Below are 24,524 nucleotides of genomic sequence, written 5' to 3'. Positions count from 1 at the left end.
CCTGGTTATTCGATGACCGGTGACTGGCCCTGCGTGGCGGCGGTGAGGCGCTCGAGCAAGGTAGGCCAATCCACCTGGCGACGGAAGCCGACCACCTGGATCCGCGGCAGCCCGGCGCCTTCGACGATGGTATAGCCGTCGCCCGCTGAACCCACCCCGTCCATTGCGCAGACGTTGTCGCGCAACCGGCAGGCCAGGCCCAGGCGCGCGTAGCCGAAGTCGTCGAAGAACTTCAGCACCTGGGTCTGCAGGCCCGCGACCAGCCCGGCGCCGCCGACCTTGGAGATGTCCTCCACCGCCCGCTGGCTGATGCGGCGCTTGCCTTTCCAGTCCGGGTCCGATTCCAGGCGTGCATCGAAGGCCACCGGCGACCAGTCGACCATGCGCAGGCCGGCGATGCGCCCGTCCAGCCGGCCGGTGATGGATCCGAATTCGAACGCGGCCGTCAGCGGCTCCAGGTCGAGGTCCTGAATCCGGATGTCGGCCGACAGCGTCGGCGCGACACCGAAGGGGCGCTCCATCACCAGCTCCGACAGCGCCACCTGGCCACCGAACACCTGCATGGCCAGACCGCCATCAAGCGTCAGCACGCCGTTCTCGTAGCGCGCCGCCGGGATACGTCCCGACAGCGAGCCGGTAAAGGCCGGCCAACCCAGGCGCTGCGAGAGGCTGCCCAGGTCGAGCCCATCCAGGGTGGCGCCGAGCTGGAAACGCGTACCCTGCCCGCCTGCCGGAGCCTGCCAGCGCAGCTGGTCGAGGCTGAGCTTGCCGCCGAGTACGGCGATGGCCTCGGGCTGCTGCAGACGCAGCTCGCCGTCGCGGCTCTCGAAATCCAGTTCGGCCGGACCCAGGCCGATGCCGTAGAGCGCACCGCTTTGCCAGCCCAGCCGACCTGCCACGGGTGCCGGGGCCGCGGTCCAGCGCAGGTCGCCCTGAACGCCCGCCAGCGTGAAGCGCTGCTTCGGATCAACGGCATTGACCTGCGCCAGGTCCAGGGCCATCGCGGCCAGTTCGCCACCGGCCAACTGCAGGGACGCGCGGGCCTGTCCGCTCAGCACCAGGTCGCCGAAGCCGGCGGGCGCCAGGAATCCGCTGAGGTAGCGATCCCGGGCCACGGCCAGGTCGCCCAGCTTCATGTCCAGCTTCAACTCGGCCAGATCGAGGTCAGGGGTGAGTGCCGCCTGCCCCTGCACGCGCAGCACCTGGCCGTCCAGCCAGCTCAGCTCCGGCAGTCGCCAGGGACCCGCGCCGTCCTGTTCGGCGGTCACCTGCAGCTGCACCGGCGTGGAGGGGAGCGGCACATAAAGTCCCTGCGCGAGGAATTCGCCGGTGCGGGTGTCCAGCCTGGCCTGCACGCGCGTGCGCGTACCCTGCTCGCGATAGTCCAGCCGAAGCCGCGTGGACAGGCCGGCAGCGGCCAGCCAGCCGTCCGGCGTTTCGAGGCCGATATCGTCAAGCTGCAGGTCGGTGCGGACTTCGAACGGACCGGACTGCGGGGCGATCACGTCGATGCGGCCCGACAACTGGCCCTGAGTCCACTGGCCTTCGGCCCACAGGCCGGCCAGGTACGCCTTGAGCCAGGCCACCGGAACGGCGTTCAGGTCGATGCGCGAGAGGTCCGGAGAAGAGGCCTGGCTCGTGTAGGCAATCCGACGCTTGCCGAGTGCGAGTTCGGCCCGGGTCGCGGTCGGCGCGATCGACAGGGCCAGCGTTTGCGCGGCGGCGCCGGCGGCGGACACGGGACCATCGCAGCGCCACTCGCCCCCGCTTCCGCGACGCAGCGGGCACCGCCACACCAGCTCCCGGGCACGATAGGAAAGCAGGGGAAAATCCAGCTGCGCGACCCGCATTTCGAGTTCGCCGGTGGCCGCGCCGTCGGGCCAGGCAAGCTTCAAGCGCACGTCTTGCATCGTGCCCACGCCGGCGCCCACGCGGTCCACTTCGACGTGGAGCGTACGCGCCTGCAAGGGCGCACCCGGCAGCAGCGCCAGGCACAGGAGCAGGGCCTTGCCGCTGGAGAAGGGTCGCCGCATGCTGCGAGCATAGTGGTTCTGCACGACACGATGGTATGTCCCCTTCCCATGGACGCACGATGAATTCGCGGGTGCTGCTGCTCGAGGACGACGCCGTCAGCGCTGCCTTCCTGGACCAGGCGCTGGCGCCGCTGGGTCTGCAGGTGCAATGGGCCGGCGACCTGGCCACCGCGCGCAGGCTGGTCGACGACAGCCTGGGGCTGTGGCTGTTCGACGCCCGGCTGCCCGATGGCCACGCGGCCGACCTGCTGCCGGAGCTGCGCGCGCGCGGATGGACCACGCCGGCGCTGGCCCTGACGGCCAGCGAGGACCCCGTGGAGCTGCAGCGCCTGGCGCGCGCGGGTTTCGCCGAAGTGTTGTCCAAGCCGATCGGCAGCCGCAGCCTGCAGGCGGCGGTTCAACGGCATCTGCAGGTTCCGTGCGGCGTGCGGGCAGCGTGGGACGACGAGGCGGCGCTGCTGGCCCTGGGCGGGCAGCCCGCGTCGGTGCAGGCGCTGCGCCAGTTGTTCCTGCAGGAGCTGCCGGGTCAGCGCGATGCCGCCCTTCACGCGGTCGCGTCGGACGATCTGGCCGGACTGCAGGCCCTGCTGCACCGCCTCAAGGCCAGCTGCGGCTTTGTCGGCGCGGCCGCCCTGGCCGAGGCGGTGCGCGCGCTGGCCGCGGCGCCGCGCGCCGCCACGGCGCTGGCGCGGTTCCAGGCCGATGTCGAGGCCTTGCTGGTGGCGCCGCCGCCTACTCCGGCCGCAGTCGCGCCAGTTCGGACAGCAAGCCCCACGACTTGAGCTTCTGCGGACCCAGATGGCTCTGCAGCACGCCGCGCAGCGCGCCGCGCAGTTCCATCAGTTGTTCCGGTGGCGGCAGGCGATCCTCGGCCAACGCCAGCAGCGCGGCGCCGCTGGTCGAGCCGGCGTCGTGCGCGCGGTCGCGCACGGGTCCCCGTTCGGGATCGAGCCGGTAGCGTCCGGCGGGATCCAGGCGCTCGCCCTCGCCCTCCTCGTCCCAGGGCAGGCCGTAGCCCAGCAGGTCCAGCAGGTCGCGCTCGAAACGACGCAGGGTCCAGGACAGCGGCTCCGCCGACGCCAGCGATTGGCGCAGCTCACCGTAGCGGTCGAAAAGCGCGGGCGCGGCATCCTGCCGCGGCAGCAGCCGCAGCAGCAGCTCATTGACGTAGAAGGCGGCCATCATCGCCTCGCCCTGCAGCTGCGGTGCGGCATCCTGGGCCTCGGCCTGCAGCAGGCGCGCCAGCTCGCCGCGCGGCAGGAAATCCACGCGCAGGTACTGCAGCGGCTGCAGCGCAGCCCGCAGCAGGTGGCGCTTGGCGCCCTGCACGCCGCGCGCGACCACGGCCACGCGTCCATGGTCGGGCGTAAGCAGTTCGACGATCAGGCTGGTTTCGCGCCAGGGGCGCGCATGCAGCACGTAGGCGGGCTGTCCCTGGACGCGCACGGCGCTCAGCAGCGTCGTGTTGCCGGGCGCCGGCGGGAAGATCCGGCCATGTCAGTCCGAGTAACCGAAGCGGCGCAGCGCCGCCTCGTCATCCGACCAGCCCTCACGCACGCGGCACCAGGTCTCCAGGAACACCTTGCGGCCGAACAGGCCTTCCATGCCCAGGCGGGCACCGGTGCTGATGGCCTTCAGGCGCGTGCCGCCCTTGCCGATCACGATCGGCTTCTGGCCCTCGCGCTCGACCCAGACCACCGCGGCGATCCGAAGCATCTCGCCGTCGAGTTCGAACTTCTCGATCTCGACCGTGGTCGAGTACGGCAGCTCTTCGCCCAGGCGCAGCATCAGCTGCTCGCGCACCAGTTCGCCGGCCAGGAAACGTTCGCTGCGGTCGGTGATCTCGTCCTCGGCGTAGTGCGCTTCCGATTCCGGCATCAGCGCCAGCAGCGTCTTGACCAGGCCGTCCAGTCCCTTCTTCTTCAGCGCCGACAGCGGGTACACCGCGCTGAACTCGCGCTCGCGCGTCACCTCGGCGATGAAGGGCAGCAGCTTGCCCTTGTCGGGCACCTTGTCCACCTTGTTGATCACCAGCACGCAGGGCACGCCGGAGGCCTTCAGGGCCTGGTAGGCCAGCGCATCGTCCTCTTCCCAGCGGCCGGCCTCGATCACCAGCAGCGCCGCGTCGACACCCTCGACGGCGCCGCGTGCGGCCCGGTTCATCATGCGGTTCATCGCGCGCTTCTGGGCGCCGTGGATGCCGGGCGTGTCCACCAGCATCAGCTGGCCGTCGGGGAACGTGGCGATGCCCAGGAGGCGGTGCCGCGTGGTCTGCGGCCGGGGCGAAACGATGCTGATCTTGGCGCCGACCAGGGCGTTGACCAGCGTCGACTTGCCGACGTTGGGGCGCCCGAGCACGGCGATGGTGCCGGCGCGGAACGCCGGGCCGGTCGAGGGGGGCGTGTTCACTTCTTCTCCAGTCTGGCCAGCAGGCGTTCGGCGGCGAGCTGTTCGGCCACGCGCAGCGAGCTGGCTTCGGCCTGTTCGGCCAGCGCAGGTTCGCTGGTCTCGCAGCTCACCTGGAAGATACGGGCATGGTCGTCGCCGCGGGTGTCCACCAGCCGGTAGCTGGGGCGTGGCAATTGCCGTCCCTGCAGCCATTCCTGCAGCCGGGTCTTGGGATCCTTGTCGGCCTTGCCTTCGGGCAGCTCGGCGATCATCGCCTCGAACCAGGGCAATACCACGCGCCGGCAGGCTTCGAAACCGGCATCGAGGTGGATCGCGGCCACCACGGCCTCGAGCGCATCGGCCAGGATCGAATCGCGACGGTGGCCACCGCTCTTGAGTTCGCCAGGGCCCAGTTCGATCCGCGCACCGAGCTCCAGGCGCCGGGCAAGTTCGGCCAGTGCCGATTCCCGCACCAGGCTGGCGCGGGCGCGGGTGAGCGTGCCTTCGTCGGCCTTGGGCCAGCGCTGGTGCAACGCTTCTGCGACCACCAGGTTCACCAGCGCGTCGCCCAGGAACTCCAGTCGTTCGTTGTGGGGCGCCCCGGCGCTGCGGTGCCGGAGGGCCTGCTGCAGCAGCTCGGGGTTTTGGAACGGGTGCGTGATGCGATCAGCCACCCGAACTCGCGCCGGTGAGGTCGACCGCGTAATCAAACTTGCCCACCACATCAAGGTTGGCGATCAGCGGCTTGCGGACTTCGTAGGAGACAACCAGCTGGCTGCCCCGTCCGCCCGGGTTGCGGACGATCTTGAGGTGCTTGCGGGAGTCCACCGACTCGACGTAGGCAATATTGAACCGGCGATCAAAGTCGGCCTGCAGCTGGGCCGGGGTGTAGCTGGCTGCGTTGGGCTGCAGGGCGAACTCGTCCATGGTGCCCTTGAGGTTGTGGAATTCGCTGTACATCGGGAACAGCTTCATGGCGATCAGGGCGAAGAAGCCCACGACCACCAGGACAACCACGAAGCTCATCAAGGTGATGCCTTTCTGCTTGCTTGCCATGCCCTTTCCCCAAGGTTGCCCGTTCAGCGAATGGTATCGCCAATCCGGGTGTAGTCAAACGCCCCGCTGCAGAACCAGCCGTCGCAGTTGAGCCAGATCACGAACGCCTTGCCGACCAGGTTCTGCTCCGGCACGAAGCCCCAGTAGCGGCTGTCCTCGCTGCGGTCGCGGTTGTCGCCCATCATGAAATAGTGGCCCTCGGGCACCACCCAGCTGTCCTCGGCGCGCGGGTCGCCCTGCTTGAACAGCTCCAGGCTCTGGTGTCTCCGACCGTCCAGGTCCACCTCGAACAACGTGGCGCCGGTCATTTCCCGGCCTTCCCCGCTGCCCACGTAGACGCCGACCGGGCGCTTGGACACCGGCTGGTCGTTGAGATACAGGGTCTGGTCCCGGAACGTGATCCGGTCGCCGGGCAGGCCGACGACGCGCTTGATGTAATCGGCGCCGGCGGTGGGATCGTCCGGGCCGTTGCCGGGGTAGCGGAACACCACCACGTCGCCGCGCCGGGGCGCGCCCAGGTCCAGCACCTTGGTGTTGGCCACCGGCAGCCGCAGGCCGTAGCCGAACTTGTTGACCAGGATGAAGTCGCCGTCGAGCAGGGTCGGCATCATCGAGTTGGACGGGATGCGGAAGGGCTCGGCGACGAAGCTGCGCAGGCCCAGCACCAGGAAGATCACCGGGAACAGCGACTTGGCGTATTCCACGATCACCGGCTCGGCCACCTCCTCGCCTTCGGCCAGCATCAGTCGGCGCTTGCGGGCGAACAGCAGGCTGTCGAGCAGCCAGATGGCGCCGGTGATGGCGGCGGCGACGGTGAGGATCAGGGCGAGATCAATTTTCACGCGTGGTTTCCCTGCGGCGGGGGCCGCTTACTTGTTGTCGACCTGGAGCACGGCAAGGAAGGCCTCCTGCGGGATCTCCACCCGGCCCACCTGCTTCATGCGCTTCTTGCCCTCTTTCTGCTTCTCCAGCAGCTTCTTCTTGCGCGTGGCGTCGCCGCCGTAGCACTTGGCCAGCACGTTCTTGCGCATCGCCTTGACGGTGGAGCGCGAGATGATCTGCGAGCCGATCGCCGCCTGGATGGCCACGTCGAACATCTGCCGAGGGATCAGCTCACGCATCTTCTCGCAGATGTCGCGGCCGCGGCGGTCGGCGTGGCTGCGGTGCACGATGGACGAAAGCGCGTCCACCTTGTCGCCGTTGATCAGGGTGTCCACCAGCACGAACGGGCCCGCCTCGAAGCGCTCGAAGTGGTAGTCGAGCGAAGCGTAGCCGCGCGACACCGACTTGAGGCGGTCGAAGAAATCCAACACCACCTCGGCCATCGGCAGCTCGTAGCTGATCTGCACCTGCGAGGCCATGTAGGTGATGGACACCTGGCGGCCGCGCTTCTCCTCGCACAGCTTGATCACGTTGCCCACGTAGTCGGGCGGCGTGAGGATGTTGGCGCGGATGATCGGCTCGCGGATCTCGCTGACCTTGGTCGGCGGCGGCAGCTTGGCCGGGTTGTCCAGCGCCATGGTGCTGCCGTCGTTCATCAGCACTTCGTACACCACCGTCGGCGCGGTGGTGATCAGGTTGAGGTCGTATTCGCGCTCCAGCCGTTCCTGCACGATTTCCATGTGCAGCATGCCCAGGAAGCCGCAGCGGAAGCCGAAGCCCATGGCTTCGGAGCTTTCCGGCTCGAAGCGCAGCGCGGCGTCGTTGAGCTTGAGCTTCTCCAGCGCCTCGCGCAGCGCGGGGTAGTCCTCGGCGTCCACCGGGAACAGGCCGGCGAACACGCGCGGCTGCATTTCCTGGAAGCCCGGCAGCGGACCCGGCGCCGGATCGTTGGCCAGCGTCAGCGTGTCGCCCACGGGCGCGCCGTGCACGTCCTTGATGGACGCGTTGATCCAGCCCACCTCGCCCGCGCCGAGCTTGGCCAGCTCCTTGCGCTTGGGGGTGAACACGCCGACCTTGTCCACCAGGTGGGTGCGGCCCGTGGACATCACCAGCATCTTGTCGCCGGGCTTGATCTCGCCCTGCATCACGCGCACCAGCGACACCACGCCCAGGTAGTTGTCGAACCAGGAATCGATGATCAGCGCCTGCAGCTTGTCGCTGCCCCGGTCCTTCGGCGCAGGGATGCGCTGAACGATGGCCTCGAGCACGTCGATGACGTTCAGGCCGGTCTTGGCACTGATCGCCACCGCGTCGTCGGCGTCGATGCCGATCACCGCCTCGATCTCCTTCTTCACCTTCTCGATGTCGGCGGTGGGCAGGTCGATCTTGTTCAGCACCGGCACCACTTCAAGGCCCTGCTCGACGGCGGTGTAGCAGTTGGCGACCGACTGCGCTTCCACGCCCTGGGCCGCGTCCACGACCAGCAGCGCGCCCTCGCAGGCGGCCAGCGACCGGCTGACCTCGTAGCTGAAGTCCACGTGGCCGGGCGTGTCGATGAAGTTGAGCTGGTAGGTGATGCCGTCCTTCGCCGTGTAGGGCAGCGACACGGACTGGGCCTTGATGGTGATGCCGCGCTCGCGTTCGATCGGATTCGAGTCGAGCACCTGCGCTTCCATCTCGCGCGCCTGCAGGCCACCGCAGATCTGGATGATGCGATCGGCCAGGGTGGATTTGCCGTGGTCCACGTGGGCGATGATTGAGAAATTGCGGATGTGCTGCATGGGGGACGCTGGCTGCCGTTTCGATGCTGTAAACGGTCGATTATCGCACAGCGCCCCTGCCCCGGCCCGGACCACGGCCGCAGGCCCCCAGGAGGGGAACCCCGCGGCCGCTCCGGCCACCTCAGCGCAGGACGAAGGTGACAAAGCCCGTGCTGCGGGTGTTGCGGACCAGCAGGCGGACCTCGTCGCCCGGCTTGAGGCCCTTCACGGCGCCTTCGAACTGGGCCACGGTGCCCACGGACGTCCGGCCCACCTGCAGGACCACGTCGCCCGGGGCCAGCCCGGCCCGGCGCGCCGCCAGGCCCGCGACCCGCGAAACCAGCACGCCCTCGCCCTCGGCCAGGCCCAGGGCCTGGCGCGCGGGGGCATCCAGCGACTCCACCACCACGCCCAGCGGATTGCCGGCCGCCGGGGCCGGCAGCGTCTTGGCCGGCGACGCGTCCGGGCCGGACGCCACCGCCGCATCCAGCGCCGACAGGGTCACCACTACGTCCAGCGGCTTGCCGTTGCGCAGCAGGCCCAGGCTGACGCGGCTGCCCGGGGGCATGGCGCCGACCAGGGGCGGCAGTTCGGCGGAGCGGACGATCTCGCGGCCGTTGATGGCCGTGATCACGTCGCCCGGACGCAGCCCGGCGCGGGCAGCGGCGCTGCCATTTTCGACCGAGTCCACGAAGGCGCCGATCGGGCGGGCCAGGCCCAGCTCGGCCATGCGCTCGCGGCCCACGTCCTGGATGCGCACGCCGAGCTGGCCGCGAACCACGCGCCCGGTCTCGCGCAGCTGGCGCACGGCGTTCATCGCCACCTCGATCGGAATGGCGAAGCTCACGCCCATGTAGCCACCGGAGTTGGAGAAGATTTGCGAGTTGATGCCCACCACTTCGCCGCTGGTGTTGAGCAACGGGCCGCCGGAATTGCCGCGGTTGATCGCCACGTCGGTCTGGATGAAGGGCACGTACTGCTGGCTGGGATCGAGCGAGCGCCGGCCGACGCCGCTGACGATGCCGGCGGTGACCGAATGCTCGAAGCCGAACGGCGAGCCGATCGCCAGCACCCACTGTCCGGGCTTGAGGCTGCGCGAGTCGGCGATCTTCAGCACCGGCAGGCCCTGGCCCTCGACCTTGAGCAGGGCCACGTCCGACAGCGGGTCACTGCCGATCAGCCGCGCGGTGAGTTCGTTGCTGTCGGCCAGGCGCACCACGATGTCATCGGCGCCCGCCACCACGTGGTGGTTGGTGAGCACATAGCCGTCGGCCGAAATGATGAACCCGGTGCCCTGCGACACGCCGCCGCGCGGCATCGGTCCCGGCGGACCGCCCTGGCCCGGCGCTTCGAAGAAGCGCTTGAAGAATTCGGGAACGTCATCGGGCACGTCCTGGCTGCCGGGCGGACGCCGCCCCTGCTGGGCCAGCGCTTCTTCTTCGCCCTTGGCGCTGGCTTCGATGTTGACCACCGCCGGGCCGGCGCGCTCCACCAGCCGGGTGAAGTCCGGCAGGTTGACGATCGGCGCGCTCGCTGGCGCAGCGACCGCGGGTGCCTGCGCCTGGGCAAGCGGACCGCCCAGCAGCAGGGCAAGGAAAAGGGCATGTCGAAACGTCGGGGTCATGGTCGGTCACTCATGCGTAGGGGGAGGCGAATGTTCAGTCCCGGGCACCAGACTGGGCTCGGGCAGGTGGCGCTTGGATGAAAGCACGGCCAGGAAAGTTCCCGCGGCCAGGCCAGCCAGGGTCAGCAGGTTCGACGCCGCCGGCCACAACAGTCCGAAACCGTGGCCGACGGCGGCGCCGGCCACCAGCCCCAGCCAGGCCAGGCCATAGCCCCGCCAAGCGCTGCGGCGCAGCTGCACGTCGTCGATGCGCAGGCGGAGCTGGTCGCCCACGCGCGGGACGGCACCCGGCGGACAAGGCAGCAGCAGGTCGCCATCGGCGCCGGTGGCGAAAAGGCTGCAGCGCCCGCCGCATCCGCCCTGGCAACCCGCACAGGCCGATCCGAGCAGCCGCAGGCGCAGGCCTTCCGGCGTCACCGCCTGCACCAGGACCTGGCGCTCAGCCATCCGCATCGACCCGGCGCAGGTTGCGCGCGAAGCGGTCCACGGTCGCGGCCGGCACCTTGCCGATCGCCAGCACCTGCCAGCCATCGATCCAGTACGAGCGGATGTTCACCGCACCGCGGCGGGAGGACGAGCTGCCGCGCAGGCCGGCCGCCGCGGGCTCGACGTACACCGACACGCTGGCCAGGCCATCGCTGTAGAGCAGCTGCACGCCCTCGGGCAGATGCCGCACGGCGCGCAGCTCGAAACCGGCGGGCATCAAACGCACCCGCCACTGCGGCGCGGCGCGATCGGGACGCGGCAGCGCCACCACGGGGCTCAGGCTGACCCCCGACGAGGGACGCAGGTCCGCTTCGGCCGGAGCCACGCCCAGGTGGATGTCGGTAAAGGCCACCTGCTCGATCGATCGACGGTCGTCATCCAGCAGGTCGACGCGCAGCGGCAGGCCGGTCTCGCGTTCGATCCAGAGCCGATAGCCGTAGCGCCAGCCGTCGCTGGCCGCAACGTCCACGATCTGCGCGGCATGGCCGGCAATGCGTCCCTCGCCCGCCAGCCGGGCGCGGTAACCCTGGCGGCGCACCGCCTCGGAGACGGCCAGGGCCTCACTCCAGCGGCCCGCCTGCCGAAGGTCGTAGGAAACGGGCTGGATGCCGGTACCGATGCACATCACCTTGTCGCCGTCGCGGATCACTTCGCGCGGCGGCCCGCTGAGCGCGACCAGGCGCTCGCGTTCGCGCCCGCCATCCACACGGTGGAAAACGCGCAGGGTTTCCATCCGCCCACCCGCGGCATAGACCAGGGTGCCGTGGTAATCGACGCTGCGCAGCGCCGGACCGATCCGCGCCAGCCACGCCTCGGCCGTGACCGCGGCCTGCAGTGGCCCGGCCAGTCCCAGCAACAGCACCAGCAAAAGGCGCATCACTGCTCCGCGTTTTCCTGGCTTCCAGAGGCCTCGTCGGTCGCATGCGCGACCACGTCGACGTAAGGCATGAAGCCGCCCAGTCCATCTTCGGCCATCAGTGCGTTGTGGCGGACCAGGTAGGCCTCCATCGAACGCCCGTCGGGCGCGAGCGGGGAGCGCGGCCAGGGCTTGCCGCCCGCGACTTCGGCCAGGGGAAAATCCCGCACCGAGGTGGCCGCGTCCACCGGCGTCGAGGGTGCCGGCGGCATCGGACTGGCTTCGAACACGGGCACACCAGGCTGTGCAGCCAGTTCCGGCGAGGGCGCAAGGCCCGGACCCGGCGCCTCGGCCAGCAGGCCCGGCAGCAGCGCCGCGGCGAACACGGCGGCGGCCGCGCCGGCCAGCCAAGGCCAGCGCCTGGCACCCGGCGCGGCCACCCGTTCGCCGGCGATGGCCGCCGCGATGGCGGGGGCGAGCGCGGCGGGCATGGGCCGCACGGGCTGGCCGCGCAGGCAGGCCGACGCCAGCTGCCATCGCTCCCACTGGCCGCGAAGCTCCGGGTCGTGCTCGAGACGGCGCTGGAGGAAACGGGCCTGCGGCTCGGGCAGCTCGCCGTCCATCCAGGCGCAGAGATCTTGCAGCAGGTCGGGCGGAATCGGGGTCATGGTCGCACTCGTTCGTGGTCCATCAGGGGGCGCAGCTTCTGATCGATGGCTTCCCGGGCGCGGAAGATGCGCGAGCGCACCGTGCCGATCGGGCATTGCATCAGCGCGGCGATTTCCTCGTAGCTCAGGCCATCCACCTCGCGCAGGGTGATGGCCTGGCGCAGTTCCTCGGGCAGGCCGGCCACGGTGTCGGTGACCGTCTGTTCGATTTCCTGGCGCAGCAGCTGGTGCTCGGGCGTGTCGTTGTCGTGCATGCGCCCGGCGCCGGCGTGGTGTTCGGCATCCTCGGCGGCGATGTCGGCCAGGGGTGGCCGGCGTTTGGTGGCGACGAGGTGGTTCTTGGCGGTGTTCACGGCGATCCGGTAGAGCCAGGTATAGAACTGCGCATCGCCGCGGAAGTTCGCCAGCGCCCGATAGGCACGGATGAAGGCCTCCTGGGTGATGTCCTGGCATTCGGCATGGTCGGGCACGAAGCGATACACCACCGCGCCGATCCGGTGCTGGTACTTGCGCACCAGCAGGTCGAACGCCGAGTTGTCGCCAGCCTGAACACGCTTGACGAGGGCCAGGTCCAGTTGATTGTCGTCGCCCATCCGGGCCGCTGCTCCTGCGGCCATCCGGGCCGATTCATGGACATCGCCGGCCCCGGGAAGTTCCCCGGGCGCCCGCCCCGGCGTTGACCCCCCGGGGTCCTGCCCCGATGATACGTGCTCCCACCCTACCCCTTCGTATGGAGACCGCCATGTTCGACGGACTTCGCCTCGCCCATTGGCAGGCCGACCGCCGCCCCGACGGCATCCTGGTGCTGACCCTGGATCGCGCCGACCAGGGCGTCAATGCGCTGTCGCGCGCCGTGCTAGACGAGCTCGAGGCCATGATCGAGCGCATCGCCCTGGAACTGCCCAAGGGCATCGTCATCATCTCGGGCAAGAAGGCCGGCTTCATCCCCGGCGCCGACATCAAGAGCTTCGAGGAAATCGCCGCCAAGGGCCTGGTCGAGGACTGGATCCGCCGCGGCCAGCTGGTGTTCCAGAAGCTGGCCGAACTGCGCTGCCCCACCGTGGCCGCGATCCACGGCCACTGCATGGGCGGCGGCACCGAGATCGCGCTGGCCTGCCGCTACCGCATCGCCAGCAACAGCGAGTCCACCCGCATCGGCCTGCCCGAGATCAAGCTGGGCATCTATCCGGGCTGGGGCGGAAGCGTGCGCGCACCGCGCCTGCTGGGTGCACCGGCCGCGATGGACCTGATGCTGACCGGGCGTTCGCTGTCCGCGTCCTCGGCCCGCGCGATGGGCCTGGTGGACAAGGTGGTCGAGCCCGCGCTGCTGCTGGACGAGGCCGTGAAGCTGGCCCAGCGCGGCACCACGCGGCCGTTCAAGCAGCGCTTCACCGCCTGGGCCACCAACACCGGCCTGGGCCGCGCGCTGCTGGCGCCGCAGATCACCAAGGCCACCGCCCGCAAGGCGCGCAAGGAACACTACCCGGCGCCGTTCGCCCTGATCGACACCTGGCGCCGCAGCGGCGGCCTGCCGGTACATGCGGCCCTCAAGGCCGAGGCGAAGTCGGTCGTGAAGCTGGCCGGTACCCCGACCGCGCACAACCTGGTGCGCGTGTTCTTCCTGATGGACCGGCTCAAGGGCCTGGGCGGCAAGGACCATGGCATCACCCACGTGCACGTGATCGGCGCCGGCGTGATGGGCGGCGACATCGCCGCCTGGTGCGCGCTGCGGGGCTTCGACGTCACGCTGCAGGACCGCGAGATGAAGTTCGTGCAGCCGGCAATGGACCGCGCCCGGGCGCTGTTCGAGAAAAAGGTGAAGGACCCCGCCAAGCGCGAGGCCACCCAGGCGCGCCTGGTGGCCGACGTCGAGGGCGCGGGCGTGGCCCGGGCCGACCTGGTGATCGAAGCCATCTTCGAGAACCTCGAGGCCAAGCAGGCGCTGTTCGCCAAGGTGGAGGAAACGCTCAAGCCCGGCGCGATCCTGGTTTCGAATACCTCCTCGATTCCGCTGACCCAGCTGCGCGAAGGCCGCCGGGATCCGGCGCGCTTCGCCGGCCTGCACTACTTCAATCCGGTGGCGCTGATGCCACTGGTGGAAATCGTGCGCCACGACGGCCTGGACGCCGAGACCGAGCGGCGCCTGGCGGCCTTCTGCAAGGCCATCGACAAGCTGCCGGTGCCCGTCGCCGGCACACCCGGCTTCCTGGTGAACCGCATCCTGGCGCCCTACATGCAGGAAGCCATCATCGCGTTCTCCGAAGGCATCCCGGGACCGGTGATCGACAAGGCGGCGCTGAAGTTCGGCATGCCGATGGGCCCGATCGAACTGGTGGACACCGTGGGCCTGGATGTCGCCGCCAGCGTGGGCCGGATCATGGCCGACTTCCATGGCCAGGCCCTGCCCGAGGCCTTCAAGGTCGAGGAAGCCCGGCGCGGCAAGAAGGACGGCCAGGGCCTGTACAAGTGGGAGAACGGCAAGGCGGTCAAGCCCGAGGTGCCCAAGGACTACCAGGCGCCCGAGGATCTGGAGGACCGCCTGATCCTGCCGCTGCTCAACGAAGCCGTGTCCTGCCTCAACGACGGCGTGGTGTCGGACGCCGACCTGCTCGACGCCGGCGTGATCTTCGGCACCGGTTTCGCGCCCTTCCGCGGCGGCCCGATCCAGCACATCAAGGCGGTCGGCGACGACAAGCTGGTGGCGCGGCTGGAAGTGCTGGCCACGCGCTACGGCGGCCGCTTCAAGCCGCGCGCGGGCTGGGACAAGCTCTGATCCGCGGCGCGGCTCCGCTCAGCCGCAGCCGGTGAGCTTGAGCTGCTGGCCGGTGCGCAACACGTAGGGCGAGCGCAGGCCGTTGGCGCGCGCCAGCGCTTCGGGGCTGGCGCAATCATTCCGGCGGGCGATGCTGCTCAGCGTGTCGCCCGACTTCACCCGGTAGCTGCGTGCCGCCACCGCGCGCGATGCCGGCGGTCGCGTGGCCGTGGCCGGCACCGTCGGCTTGCTGGCGGCCATCAGCGCCACCGCGGCTTCGGCGCGCGGACCGGTCAGGCACGAGGCCTGGTACAGCGGCGGCACCGCCACGGGCACGCGCAGTTCGGTACCCGCCGGGATCAGGAAATGCGGCTCGTAGCGCGGATTGAGGTTGCGCAGGGGGCGGAAGTAGCCGTCGCGCGGCCCGCCCAGGCAGATCGAAAGCTGGTAGATGGACGCCGGCGCCGCCAGCTTGATCACGGTCGCCGCGCCGTCCACCTTCGGGAACTCCAGCCCGTACTGCTCCGGGTGCAGGAACAGCCAGGCCGCCGCCAGCACGTAGGGCACGTAGTCGCGGGTTTCCGGCGGCAGCTGGGCGTACACCTCGGGATCCCAGAAATCCTTGTCGCCCGAGGCGCGCTTGAGGCGCAGCGCGCGGCCTTCGCCGCCGTTGTAGGCGGCCACCGCGAATTCCAGGTCGTTGTTGAGCTCGGCAAAGCGCTCGTTGAAGTAGAGCACGCTCGCACGCGCCGCCAGCTGCGGGTCGTAGCGAGTGTCGAAGCCGTCGCGCCAGCCCAGGCCGAAGCGCGCGCCGGTGGCCGGCATGAACTGCATCGGGCCCGCCGCGCCCGCGCGCGATACCGCATGCACGCGGCCATTGGACTCCTTGGCCAGGATGCCGAACAGCAGGGCTTCGGGCAGCCCGGCCTTCTCGTACTCGGGCCACATCAGGAAGCGCATCTGCTGGTAGTTCTCCCAGCTGGTGATCAGGCTGGGCCGCATCCAGGTCAGCCACTCGGCCATCGCGGCCTTCACCGGCTCGTTGAGTTCGATGATCTCGCGCAGGTCGCGGCCCTTGAGCAGGCTGATCGAGCGCCCTGCCTCGGGCATCGCGCCGAGCACGCCCGATTGCTGGGCGCTGCCCCCTATCCCGGCTTCCGCGGCGCCGAAGCCTTCGCCGCCGGCGGCGAGATCCGCGCCCTGCTGCACCAGGGCGTCGTAGGCCGCGAGGAAGCGCGCGCTGTCGCAGCCGCGGGTGGCGCCGCAACGGCGCGCCGCATCCAGCAGCTGGCCCGAGGCCTGGCGGATGGCCTCGCGCCCCGGCGCCGTCTCGCCCTTGCGCAGTTGGGCCACGCCGGCGCGGTACTGCTCGGTGGACGCGGCCAGCGTGTCATAGAGCTTCTGCACCTTGGCCGAGGGGCGCCGGGCCTCGGCCGGCGACGCGGCCAGCAGGGCCAGCAGGGCCAGCAGCGGCAGGATCAGGACGAACAGGGGGCGCACGCGCATGGGCAGGGTTCCGGACGACAGGGGCGCAGCCTAGCGGCCGCAACGCCAGCCCGGCAAGCCGCGGGCTAGAATCGCAGCACACCGACACGCCACGGAGCGGAGCAAGATGAGCGACATCCTGATCGGCAAGGGCGAGCTGCCCGTGCGCCTGCTGGGCAAGTACGGCAATCGCCACGGCCTCGTCGCCGGCGCCACCGGCACCGGCAAGTCGGTGACGCTGATGGTGATGGCCGAAGGTTTCTCGCGTCTGGGCGTGCCGGTGTTCATGGCCGACGTGAAGGGCGACATCGCGGGTCTCGCGGTGCCCGGTGTACCCAGCGACAAGCTCGCCGCGCGCGTGCAGCAGATCGGCATCGACGGTTACACCCAGGAAGCCAGCCCGGTCGTGTTCTGGGATCTCTACGGCAAGCTGGGCCACCCGGTGCGCACCACCGTGTCCGAGGTCGGGCCGCCGTTGATGTCGCGCATGCTCGAGCTCAATGAAATCCAGTCGGGCGTGATGGACATCGCCTTCAAGCTGGCCGACGACCAGGGCCTGCTGCTGCTGGACCTGGACGACCTGCGCGCCCTGCTCAGCTTCGTGGCCGAGAACAAGTCCGCCATTTCAAAGGAGTACGGCCTGGTCAGCCCGCAGTCGGTGGCGGCGATCCAGCGCGCACTGCTGCGGCTGGAGCAGGACGGCGGCGAGCAGTTCTTTGGCGAGCCGGCCCTGCAGCTTTCCGACCTGATGCGCCAGGACATGTCCGGCCGGGGCGTGATCAACCTGCTCGCGGCCGAGCAGCTGATACTGCGCCCGCGCCTGTATTCCAGCTTCCTGCTGTGGCTGCTGTCGGAACTGTTCGAGACTCTGCCCGAGGTGGGCGACCTGGACGTGCCCAAGCTGGTGTTCTTCTTCGACGAGGCGCACCTGCTGTTCAACGACTGCCCGCCCGCGCTGCGCCAGCGCGTGGAGCAGGTGGTGCGGCTGATCCGTTCCAAGGGCGTGGGCGTGTACTTCTGCTCGCAGAACCCCGACGACATCCCCGACGAGGTGCTGGGCCAGCTGGGCAACCGCGCGCAGCACGCGCTGCGCGCCTATACGCCGCGCGACCAGAAGGCGGTGCGCACCGCCGCCGAGACGTTCGTGCAGAACCCGAAGATCGACGTGGCCAAGGCCATCGGCGAACTCGCGGTCGGCGAGGCCCTGGTGTCGATGCTGCTGGACAAGGGCATTCCGATGCCGGTCGAACGCGCGCTGATCTGCCCGCCGCGCTGCCGAATGGGCGCGATCACGCAGGAAGAGCGCGCTACCGTGCGCGCACGCAGCCCGGTGGGCGGCAAGTACGACACCGCCGTGAACCGCGAGTCGGCCGCCGAAATGCTGGCCGCGCGCGCCGCGCAGTCGGCGGCCCCCGAAGCGAGTGGCACCGGCCCGGCCGCCAATGGCGGCGGCGCGGGCAAACCGGCGCCTGCGGAAGCGCCCAAGCCCCCGTCGAAAATGGACGAATTCCTGTGGGGCACGAAGCGCCGCCAGGGCGCGGTGGAAGCCGCCGCCAAGTCGGCCACGCGCACGGTGGCCACGGGCCTGGGCCGCCAGATCCTGCGCGGCATCCTGGGCAGCCTGCTCGGCGGCAAGAAGCGCTGACCTGCGCCGGCACACCCATGTCCCGTTGGCGTCCGCCGTCCGAAGCCTCCACCGCCCTGATCACCCGCGCCGGCTTCGACCGCCTGCGCGCCGAACTCGATGAGCTTTGGCGCCTGCGCCGCCCCGAGGTGGTGAAGGCGCTCGCCGCGGCCGCGGCCGAGGGCGACCGCAGCGAAAACGCCGAATACACCTACCGCAAGAAGCAGCTGGGCGAGATCGACCGGCGCGTGCGTTACCTGAGCAAGCGGCTGGAAGTGCTGAAGGTCGCCGACGGCCGGCCCTCGGATCCTGGCGCGGTCTTTTTCGGCGCGCGCTTCACCGTCGAGGACGCCGACAGCGGCGAGTCGGCGACGTACCGCATCGTGGGCCCGGATGAAACCGATGCGCGCGCCGGCTGGATCAGCATCGACTCGCCGCTGGCGCGGGCGGCGCTGCGCAAGCGCGTCGACGACGAGTTCGAGGTCGCGCTGCCGGCCGGACCAGCGCGCTATGTCGTTGCGGCCGTCAGCTACGACTGAGGGGCGGAGACATCGCCGTGGCACGCGGCGAATTGGTTGCCCCGCCGTGCAGCGGCCCGCCGGGCACAGCGCTCACCGGTAGCCTGCCGCCTGCAGCTCGAACAGCTCCGCATAGCGTCCGTCCTGCGCCAGCAGTTCCTCGTGCGTGCCCACCGCCTCCACCTGGCCCTGGTTGAGCACCAGGATGCGGTCGGCCATGCGCACGCTGGAGAAACGGTGCGAGATCAGGACGGCGGTCTTGCCGTCGCTGAGCTCCTTGAAGCGCTGGAAGACCTCGAACTCCGAGCGGGCGTCCAGCGCCGCCGTCGGCTCGTCCAGGATCAGCAGCTGCGACTCGCGCATGTAGGCGCGCGCGATGGCCACCTTCTGCCATTCGCCGCCCGACAGGTCCACGCCGTACTTGAAGCGCTTGCCGATCACCTGGTCGTAGCCCTTGGGCAGCTTGGCGATCACCTCGTCGGCCAGGCTGCGGCGCGCGGCCTCGACGATGCGGGCGCGGTCGTCGCGCGCCTCGATGCGGCCCACCGCGATGTTCTCGGCGGCGGTGAGGTGGTAGCGCACGAAGTCCTGGAAGATCACGCCAATGTTCCGCCGCAGCACGTCCAGGTCGTAGTCGCGCAGGTCGTGGCCATCGAGCAGGATGCGGCCCTCGTCGGGGTCGTACAGCCGCGCCAGCAGCTTCACCAGGGTGGTCTTGCCGGCGCCGTTTTCGCCCACCAGCGCCAGCACCTCGCCGGCCTTGAGCGTGAAGGAAAGGCGCCGCACCGCCCAGCGTTCCGCGCCCGGATAGCGGAAACCCACGTCCTCGAACACGAAGCCTTCGCGCACCGGCATCGGGAACGGACGCGGCGACGCCGGCGAGGTGATCTCGGGCTCGATCTCGAAGAAGGAGAACAGGTCGTCCAGGTACAGCGCCTGCCCCGCTACCTGCGAGAAGCCCACCAGCAGGCCTTCCAGCAGCTGGCGCAGCCTCCGGAAGCTGCCCGCCAGGAAGGTCAGGTCGCCGATGGTGAACTCGCCGCGCACGGTGCGCCAGGCGATGTAGGCATAGGCCACGTAATAACCCAGCGTGCCCAGCGCGGTGAGCACGCTGCCCCAGCCGGCGCGGCGGATCGCCAGGGTCCGGTTGGCGGCGTAGAAGCGCTGGGACAGTTCGCGGAAGCGCCCGATCAGGAAGTCGTGCAGGCCGAAGATCTTCACTTCCTTGGCCGTCTCGACGCTGGCGCCGGTCTGCCGGATGTATTCCAGCTCGCGCCGCTCCGGTGTCCAGGAAAAGTTGAGCGAGTAGTTGAGCGCGTTGAAATGGGCCTCGCCCAGGAACGCCGGCACCAGGGCCACCACCAGCAGCAGGATCAGCCAGGGCGCGTACACGATCAGGCCGGCGGCGAAGCCGATGATGGTCAGCATGTCCTGGGCCTGTCCGAACAGCTGGCTCATCAGGGTCATGCGGCCCATGGTCTGGCGGCGCGCGCGGTCCAGGCGGTCCTGCAGTTCGCTGTCCTCGAAATCCTCAAGGTCCAGCGTGGCCGCGTGTTCCATCAGGCGGACGCTGGTGGCGTTGGTGAAAAGCTCGGACAGCAGCGAGTCGAACAGCGACACCAGCCGTCCCAGCACGTCCGACAGCACGGCCAGGCCGAACTCCAGCGCCAGCAGCCACAGCACTGGCGTCAGCAGCCCGCTGTCGAGCCACTCGCGCACCGTGCCCAGCTCCGGCTGCAGGCCGACCAGGCGCAGCGCCTCGTCGATGATCAGCTTGCCCACGTACAGCATCACCACCGGCAGCAGCGCGCGCACCAGGCGCAGCGACAGCGTGGCCAGGGTCAGCGGGCGGCTGGTGGCCCAGATCTGGGCCAGGAAGGGGCGCAGGTTGCGCAGCGCGTCGAAGCGTTCGCGAAGGTTCGGCTTGGGCGGCTTGGTGGATCTGGTCGCGGAAGGCGTGGGGGCCATGTCGGGTCCGGGATGAGTCACCCGGGGAAGACTAACCCGCCTCGCCAAGCCCCAGCGTGACGTCGGGCAGGGGCGCATCCTCCATGTACACCGGCGCGGTCGGCACCGCCTCCTTCACCGGCGGCTGCGGCGCGTAGCCATCGGCGTCCAGCTTGAAGACCTGGCGTATGCGCTGACCGGTGAGGCGGTTGGTGCTGATCTCCACCTTGTCGTGCTGGTTCGTGCGGCTGTAATAGGCCACGTCGTCGCCGATCAGGCGCATGCGCCGCTGCGCCGGATCAAAGCGGTAACGATAGGTGCTGGCGGTCGCGCTGGTGCCGCCGGCCAGGTCCTCCACCAGCAACACGCCCTTCTTCACGCTCAGGGTGGCGCTGCCCAGCGGATAGGGATCCATCTCCGCCTCGCCGGCGGGCTCATGGCCCATGTCGGTCTCTTCGGCGTAGCCCATCATCACGGCCAGCTTGCGCCACTCGTCCGGCACGCGGGCCACGTAGGCGGTGTCGACCAGGCCATCGCCGTTGAAATCGGCGTCCAGGCGCGTTTCGATCACCGCGCCCGCGGGATGCCGGTCCAGCAGCATGGCGTCGGTCATGGCGGCGAGCACCGGGGGTGCGTCCGGACCCGGCGCCTTCGCCCCCACGGGGTTGGCGAACAGCACGACAGCCAGCAGGACGATCTTCATGACGCCGCCTCCCCTTGGATGCCTACTCAGTCTTCCTCGTCGCCGACCAGTCCGAACAGGTCGTGCTCGTCGCTGCCCATGATGCGCACTTCGCAGAAGTCGCCAGGCTTGAGGCCGGCCGCCGCGCCGTCCTGGATCTGCACCAGCCCGTCGATTTCCGGCGCGTCGGCCTTCGACCGCCCGATCGCCAGTTCACCGTCGATCTCGTCCACCAGCACCGTCTGCACAGTGCCGACCTTGCGCTCGAGCTTGTCCGTGCTGATCTCGGCCTGCAGCGCCATGAAGCGCGCCAGCCGCTCCTGCTTCACCTCCTCGGGCACCGCATCGGGCAGCGCATTGGCCTGGGCGCCGTCCACCGGCGAATAGGCGAAGGCGCCGACGCGGTCCAGCTCGGCCTGGTCCAGGAAGGACAGCAGCTGCTCGAAGTCTTCCTCGGTCTCGCCCGGGAAGCCGACGATGAAGGTGCTGCGGATCGTGATCTCGGGGCAGATGGCCCGCCAGCGCTGGATGCGCTCGAGCGTCTTGTCGACCGCGCCGGGGCGCTTCATCAGCTTCAGGATGCGCGGGCTGGCGTGCTGGAACGGGATGTCAAGGTAAGGCAGCAGCTTGCCCTCGGCCATCAGCGGAATGATGTCGTCCACGTGCGGATACGGATACACGTAGTGCAGGCGCGTCCAGAGGCCGAGCTCGGCCAGGCCTTCGCACAGGCCCTTCATGCGGGTGGCATAGGCCTTGCCGCGCCATTCGCGCTCCGCGTACTTCAGGTCCACGCCGTAGGCGCTGGTGTCCTGCGAGATCACCAGGAGCTCGCGCACGCCGCCCCTGGCCAGCTTCTCGGCTTCGCGCAGCACCTCGTCCACCGGGCGCGATACCAGGTCGCCGCGCATGGACGGGATGATGCAGAAGCTGCAGCGGTGGTTGCAGCCTTCGGAAATCTTCAGGTACGCGTAGTGCTTGGGCGTCAGCTTGAGCCCGTAGTCGGGCAGCAGGTTCACGAACGGATCGTGGCGCGGCGGCAGCGCGGCGTGCACCGCATTCATCACCGTGCCGTAGTCCTGCGGGCCGCTGATGGACAGCACGTCGGGGTGCGCCGCGCGGATCTGCTCGGGGCGCTTGCCCAGGCAGCCGGTGACGATGACCTTGCCGTTCTCGGCCAGCGCCTCGCCGATCGCGTCCAGGCTTTCGGTCACGGCCGAGTCGATGAAGCCGCAGGTATTGACCACCACCACGTCGGCGGCGTCGTAGCTGGGCACGATCTCGTAACCCTCGACCCGAAGCTGGGTCAGAATGCGTTCTGAGTCTACGAGGGCTTTCGGACAGCCGAGGCTGACGAAACCCACCTTGGGGTGGCTGGCGGACATGGCGGGCCGTAGGGGAAGCGGGCGCGGATTATAGCGCTCCCCGCCGGCCGGGCCGGTGTAGGCTGGCGCCCGGGACCGCACGGGGGAACCGCCATGGGCCAGACCATCTCGATCAACACCCGCCACGGGCGCATTTCCGCCTGGCACGCCAAGCCGCACGTCACGCCCAAGGGTGCGCTGATCGTGGTGCAGGAAATCTTCGGGCTCAACTCGCATATCCGCCAGGTGGCCGACCGCTTCGCCAACTACGGCTACGTGGCCATCGCCCCGGCCCTGTTCGACCTGGTCCACCCCGGCACCACCCTGGATTACGACGAGGCGGGCGTGAAGCGCGGCCGCGAGATCGTCGAGGAGCTGGGCTTCAACGGCGCGCTCGACGGCGTACGCGGGGCCTTCGACTACCTGGAAGCCGAATTCAAGGTCGGCGTGGTGGGCTATTGCTGGGGCGGCAGCGTCGCCTTCCTGGCCAATACCCGGCTGGGCCTGCCCTGCGTGAGCTACTACGGCGGCCGCACCGTGCCCTTGCTGAAGGAGCGCCCCAAGGCGCCGATGCTGCTGCACTTCGGCCAGGACGATCCGCTGATCCCGCCCGAGGACGTAGAACGCCACCGCGAAGCCCTGCCTGCGGCCGACATCCAGGTCTGGCCCGGCGCGGGCCACGGCTTCAACTGTGACCAGCGCGCCGACTACAACGCCGACGTGGCCCAGCAGGCCCTCACGCGCACCCTGGCCTTCCTTCAGAAGGCCCTGCGCTAGGCATGGCGGCTTCCTTCGCGCTCGACCCGCGGCTGGCGGCCGACACGGTGCTGGTGGCCGACGGGCCGCTGTCCCAGCTGCGCCTGATGGACGATGCTCGCTTTCCCTGGCTGGTGCTGGTGCCGCGGGTGGCGGGCGCGGTGGAGTGGATCGATCTCGATGGCGCTCAGCAGCGCCTGCTGCTGGCCGAGATCAACCTGGCCGGCCAGCTGCTGCGCGCGCAGGGCCCGGTGCACAAGCTCAACATCGGCGCGCTGGGCAACATCGTGCGACAGCTGCACGTGCACGTGCTGGCGCGGCAGGAAGGCGATGCCGCCTGGCCGGGTCCGGCCTGGGGCTCGGGCACGGCGACCCGGTATTCCCCGGAGGCACGTGGGCAGCTGTTGGCCGACCTGCGCCAGACCCTTCCGACCTTGCCGGCCGGCTGAGGCCCTACTCCACCATCGGCGGGGCTTTCTTCTTCGCCAGCTCGTCGGCGACGCGCTTGGCGGCCTGGTGCATGAAGAAATCCACCGTCTGCACGATCGTGGTCGAGGCCCCGATCGGCAGCGGCCAGCTGTTGCGGTCCACCACCAGCCGCGCCAGTTCCTGGCCCGAGTCCAGGTCGGAGATGATCACGGTGGCGCTGAATTCGCTCTTGCCCACGAAGCCGGTGACGGCGCGCGCGGCGATGTTGCCCGGCTCCCACAGGTCCACCGTGCCGTGCACCTGCAGCGCGGGACTCACCATCTTGGCCTGGGCCACTTCCGGGAAGGCGCCCGTGGCGCGGATTTCTTCGGCGATGCGGGCCGAGAACGCCTTGGCGCCGGCTTCGATTTCCGCGGCACGTTCTGCCCGCTGCGCCTCGTCCTTGGCCGGGCGCGAATCGTTGGGGATGAAGTCGGCGACGATCACCCGGTCGTAGTCGCGGATCTGCGCCTCGCGCGCCGGGCTCCTGCTTTCCAGGCGACCCAGCGAGCCGCAGCCCACCAGCAGGGACAGCGCGATCAGCACGAGCAGGCGAACAGGGGGCATGGTGGGGCTCCGGTGGGGGGCGCCGCCGCGGCGCCGGTCAGGTCCGGGGCAAGGTTACTCCGGTCTGGCCCTGGTATTTGCCGCCGCGGTCCTTGTAAGAGGTTTCGCAGACCTCGTCGGACTGGAAGAACAGCATCTGGGCCACGCCCTCGCCCGCATAGATCTTGGCCGGCAGCGGCGTGGTGTTGCTGAATTCCAGGGTCACGTGGCCTTCCCACTCCGGCTCGAGCGGGGTGACGTTGACGATGATGCCGCAGCGCGCATAGGTGCTCTTTCCCAGGCAGACCACGAGAGTGTCGCGCGGGATCCGGAAGAACTCGACCGTGCGCGCCAGCGCGAAGGAATTGGGCGGGATGATGCAGACGTCCGACACCACGTCCACGAAGCTGGTGGGATCGAAATTCTTCGGATCCACGATGGTGGAGTTGATGTTGGTGAAGATCTTGAACTCGCGCGCGCAGCGCACGTCGTAGCCATAGCTGGAAGTGCCGTAGCTGACGATGCGGTGGCCGTCGGCGCCGTGCTTGACCTGGCCCGGCTCGAAGGGCTCGATCATGCCCTGGCCCTCGGCCATGCGGCGGATCCACTTGTCGGACTTGATGCTCATTCGG

Annotated in this window: 24 protein-coding genes; 6 read left to right on the top strand and 18 right to left on the bottom strand. The window is 69.6% G+C overall.

From position 1 onward, the window contains the following. Positions 1-5: 5 nt before the first annotated feature. On the bottom strand, positions 6-2,033 hold the full coding sequence (locus ACOQFR_RS10855) for a hypothetical protein (protein ID WP_421381749.1): 2,028 nt from the start codon (positions 2,031-2,033) through the stop codon (positions 6-8). 59 nt (positions 2,034-2,092) lie between these two features. Here ACOQFR_RS10855 and ACOQFR_RS10850 point away from each other — a divergent pair, with 59 nt between their 5' ends. After that, complete coding sequence (locus tag ACOQFR_RS10850) at positions 2,093-2,815, top strand: response regulator (protein WP_421381747.1); 723 nt, start codon at positions 2,093-2,095, stop codon at positions 2,813-2,815. Here the strand turns inward: ACOQFR_RS10850 and recO are convergent. The 11 genes from recO to rpoE form a co-directional block, all read right to left on the bottom strand. Next, the gene (gene recO, locus ACOQFR_RS10845) at positions 2,766-3,479 is read right to left on the bottom strand and encodes a DNA repair protein RecO (RefSeq protein ID WP_421381745.1); all 714 of its coding nucleotides are present in this window, start codon (positions 3,477-3,479) and stop codon (positions 2,766-2,768) included. The two genes, ACOQFR_RS10850 and recO, sit on opposite strands and share 50 nt — an antisense overlap. Before the next feature lie 51 nt (positions 3,480-3,530). Then, positions 3,531-4,442 (bottom strand): GTPase Era, encoded by a 912-nt coding sequence (era, locus tag ACOQFR_RS10840; protein WP_421381743.1) that lies wholly within the window; start codon positions 4,440-4,442, stop codon positions 3,531-3,533. Continuing rightward, the gene (gene rnc, locus ACOQFR_RS10835) at positions 4,439-5,095 is read right to left on the bottom strand and encodes a ribonuclease III (protein WP_421381741.1); all 657 of its coding nucleotides are present in this window, start codon (positions 5,093-5,095) and stop codon (positions 4,439-4,441) included. Before rnc ends, era begins: the two co-directional genes overlap by 4 nt. Beyond that, positions 5,088-5,477 carry a DUF4845 domain-containing protein gene (locus ACOQFR_RS10830; protein WP_421381739.1) on the bottom strand — a complete coding sequence of 130 codons (390 nt, stop codon included), beginning with the start codon at positions 5,475-5,477 and terminating at the stop codon, positions 5,088-5,090. Before ACOQFR_RS10830 ends, rnc begins: the two co-directional genes overlap by 8 nt. A gap of 23 nt (positions 5,478-5,500) precedes the next feature. Further along, positions 5,501-6,313, bottom strand: a complete 813-nt coding sequence (gene lepB / locus ACOQFR_RS10825; protein ID WP_421383279.1) for a signal peptidase I — start codon at positions 6,311-6,313, stop codon at positions 5,501-5,503. 33 nt (positions 6,314-6,346) lie between these two features. After that, positions 6,347-8,140, bottom strand: a complete 1,794-nt coding sequence (gene lepA, locus ACOQFR_RS10820; protein WP_421381737.1) for a translation elongation factor 4 — start codon at positions 8,138-8,140, stop codon at positions 6,347-6,349. Between the two features lie 121 nt (positions 8,141-8,261). Then, on the bottom strand, positions 8,262-9,743 hold the full coding sequence (locus ACOQFR_RS10815) for a Do family serine endopeptidase (protein ID WP_421381735.1): 1,482 nt from the start codon (positions 9,741-9,743) through the stop codon (positions 8,262-8,264). Between the two features lie 6 nt (positions 9,744-9,749). Next, complete coding sequence (locus tag ACOQFR_RS10810) at positions 9,750-10,190, bottom strand: SoxR reducing system RseC family protein (RefSeq protein ID WP_421381733.1); 441 nt, start codon at positions 10,188-10,190, stop codon at positions 9,750-9,752. Next, entirely contained in the window at positions 10,183-11,106 is a 924-nt protein-coding gene (locus ACOQFR_RS10805; protein ID WP_421381731.1) for a MucB/RseB C-terminal domain-containing protein, read from the bottom strand. Before ACOQFR_RS10805 ends, ACOQFR_RS10810 begins: the two co-directional genes overlap by 8 nt. Next, the gene (locus ACOQFR_RS10800) at positions 11,106-11,753 is read right to left on the bottom strand and encodes a sigma-E factor negative regulatory protein (RefSeq protein WP_421381729.1); all 648 of its coding nucleotides are present in this window, start codon (positions 11,751-11,753) and stop codon (positions 11,106-11,108) included. Before ACOQFR_RS10800 ends, ACOQFR_RS10805 begins: the two co-directional genes overlap by 1 nt. Continuing rightward, positions 11,750-12,346 (bottom strand): RNA polymerase sigma factor RpoE, encoded by a 597-nt coding sequence (rpoE, locus tag ACOQFR_RS10795; RefSeq protein WP_421381727.1) that lies wholly within the window; start codon positions 12,344-12,346, stop codon positions 11,750-11,752. Before rpoE ends, ACOQFR_RS10800 begins: the two co-directional genes overlap by 4 nt. Positions 12,347-12,495: 149 nt before the next feature. On the opposite strand from rpoE, the gene ACOQFR_RS10790 reads away from it, so the two are divergent. Beyond that, positions 12,496-14,526: a 3-hydroxyacyl-CoA dehydrogenase NAD-binding domain-containing protein gene (locus tag ACOQFR_RS10790; protein WP_421381725.1), complete on the top strand. Its 2,031-nt coding sequence runs from the start codon at positions 12,496-12,498 to the stop codon at positions 14,524-14,526. A gap of 18 nt (positions 14,527-14,544) precedes the next feature. Here the strand turns inward: ACOQFR_RS10790 and ACOQFR_RS10785 are convergent, their stop codons facing one another. Beyond that, positions 14,545-16,011 (bottom strand): transglycosylase SLT domain-containing protein, encoded by a 1,467-nt coding sequence (locus tag ACOQFR_RS10785; RefSeq protein ID WP_421381723.1) that lies wholly within the window; start codon positions 16,009-16,011, stop codon positions 14,545-14,547. Between the two features lie 106 nt (positions 16,012-16,117). Here ACOQFR_RS10785 and ACOQFR_RS10780 point away from each other — a divergent pair, with 106 nt between their 5' ends. Together ACOQFR_RS10780 and greB are read left to right on the top strand one after the other, a co-directional pair. Further along, the gene (locus ACOQFR_RS10780) at positions 16,118-17,635 is read left to right on the top strand and encodes a helicase HerA-like domain-containing protein (RefSeq protein ID WP_421381721.1); all 1,518 of its coding nucleotides are present in this window, start codon (positions 16,118-16,120) and stop codon (positions 17,633-17,635) included. Between the two features lie 17 nt (positions 17,636-17,652). Next, positions 17,653-18,153 (top strand): transcription elongation factor GreB, encoded by a 501-nt coding sequence (gene greB / locus ACOQFR_RS10775; protein WP_421381719.1) that lies wholly within the window; start codon positions 17,653-17,655, stop codon positions 18,151-18,153. Positions 18,154-18,225: 72 nt separating this feature from the next. On the opposite strand, the gene ACOQFR_RS10770 is transcribed toward greB, so the two are convergent. Genes ACOQFR_RS10770 through rimO form a run of 3 tightly spaced genes read right to left on the bottom strand, consistent with a single transcriptional unit; the run spans position 18,226 to position 22,143 of the window. Continuing rightward, on the bottom strand, positions 18,226-20,100 hold the full coding sequence (locus ACOQFR_RS10770) for an ABC transporter ATP-binding protein (protein WP_421381717.1): 1,875 nt from the start codon (positions 20,098-20,100) through the stop codon (positions 18,226-18,228). Positions 20,101-20,131: 31 nt separating this feature from the next. Continuing rightward, positions 20,132-20,782: a hypothetical protein gene (locus tag ACOQFR_RS10765; protein ID WP_421381715.1), complete on the bottom strand. Its 651-nt coding sequence runs from the start codon at positions 20,780-20,782 to the stop codon at positions 20,132-20,134. Between the two features lie 26 nt (positions 20,783-20,808). Then, positions 20,809-22,143 (bottom strand): 30S ribosomal protein S12 methylthiotransferase RimO, encoded by a 1,335-nt coding sequence (gene rimO, locus ACOQFR_RS10760; RefSeq protein ID WP_421381713.1) that lies wholly within the window; start codon positions 22,141-22,143, stop codon positions 20,809-20,811. 93 nt (positions 22,144-22,236) lie between these two features. On the opposite strand from rimO, the gene ACOQFR_RS10755 reads away from it, so the two are divergent. Beyond that, positions 22,237-22,899, top strand: coding sequence for a dienelactone hydrolase family protein (locus tag ACOQFR_RS10755; RefSeq protein ID WP_421381711.1), 663 nt, complete (start codon positions 22,237-22,239; stop codon positions 22,897-22,899). Between the two features lie 2 nt (positions 22,900-22,901). Continuing rightward, entirely contained in the window at positions 22,902-23,327 is a 426-nt protein-coding gene (locus tag ACOQFR_RS10750; RefSeq protein WP_421381709.1) for an HIT domain-containing protein, read from the top strand. A gap of 4 nt (positions 23,328-23,331) precedes the next feature. On the opposite strand, the gene ACOQFR_RS10745 is transcribed toward ACOQFR_RS10750, so the two are convergent. Together ACOQFR_RS10745 and dcd are read right to left on the bottom strand one after the other, a co-directional pair. Further along, positions 23,332-23,913, bottom strand: a complete 582-nt coding sequence (locus tag ACOQFR_RS10745) for a DUF4410 domain-containing protein (RefSeq protein WP_421381707.1) — start codon at positions 23,911-23,913, stop codon at positions 23,332-23,334. A 37-nt stretch (positions 23,914-23,950) separates the two neighbouring features. Continuing rightward, entirely contained in the window at positions 23,951-24,520 is a 570-nt protein-coding gene (gene dcd, locus ACOQFR_RS10740) for a dCTP deaminase (protein WP_421381705.1), read from the bottom strand. Positions 24,521-24,524 lie beyond the last annotated feature (4 nt).

The organism is Arenimonas sp. MALMAid1274, from assembly GCF_049195245.1.
Classification (GTDB): Bacteria; Pseudomonadota; Gammaproteobacteria; order Xanthomonadales; family Xanthomonadaceae; genus Arenimonas.
This window is presented reverse-complemented; position numbering and strand designations above follow the sequence as displayed.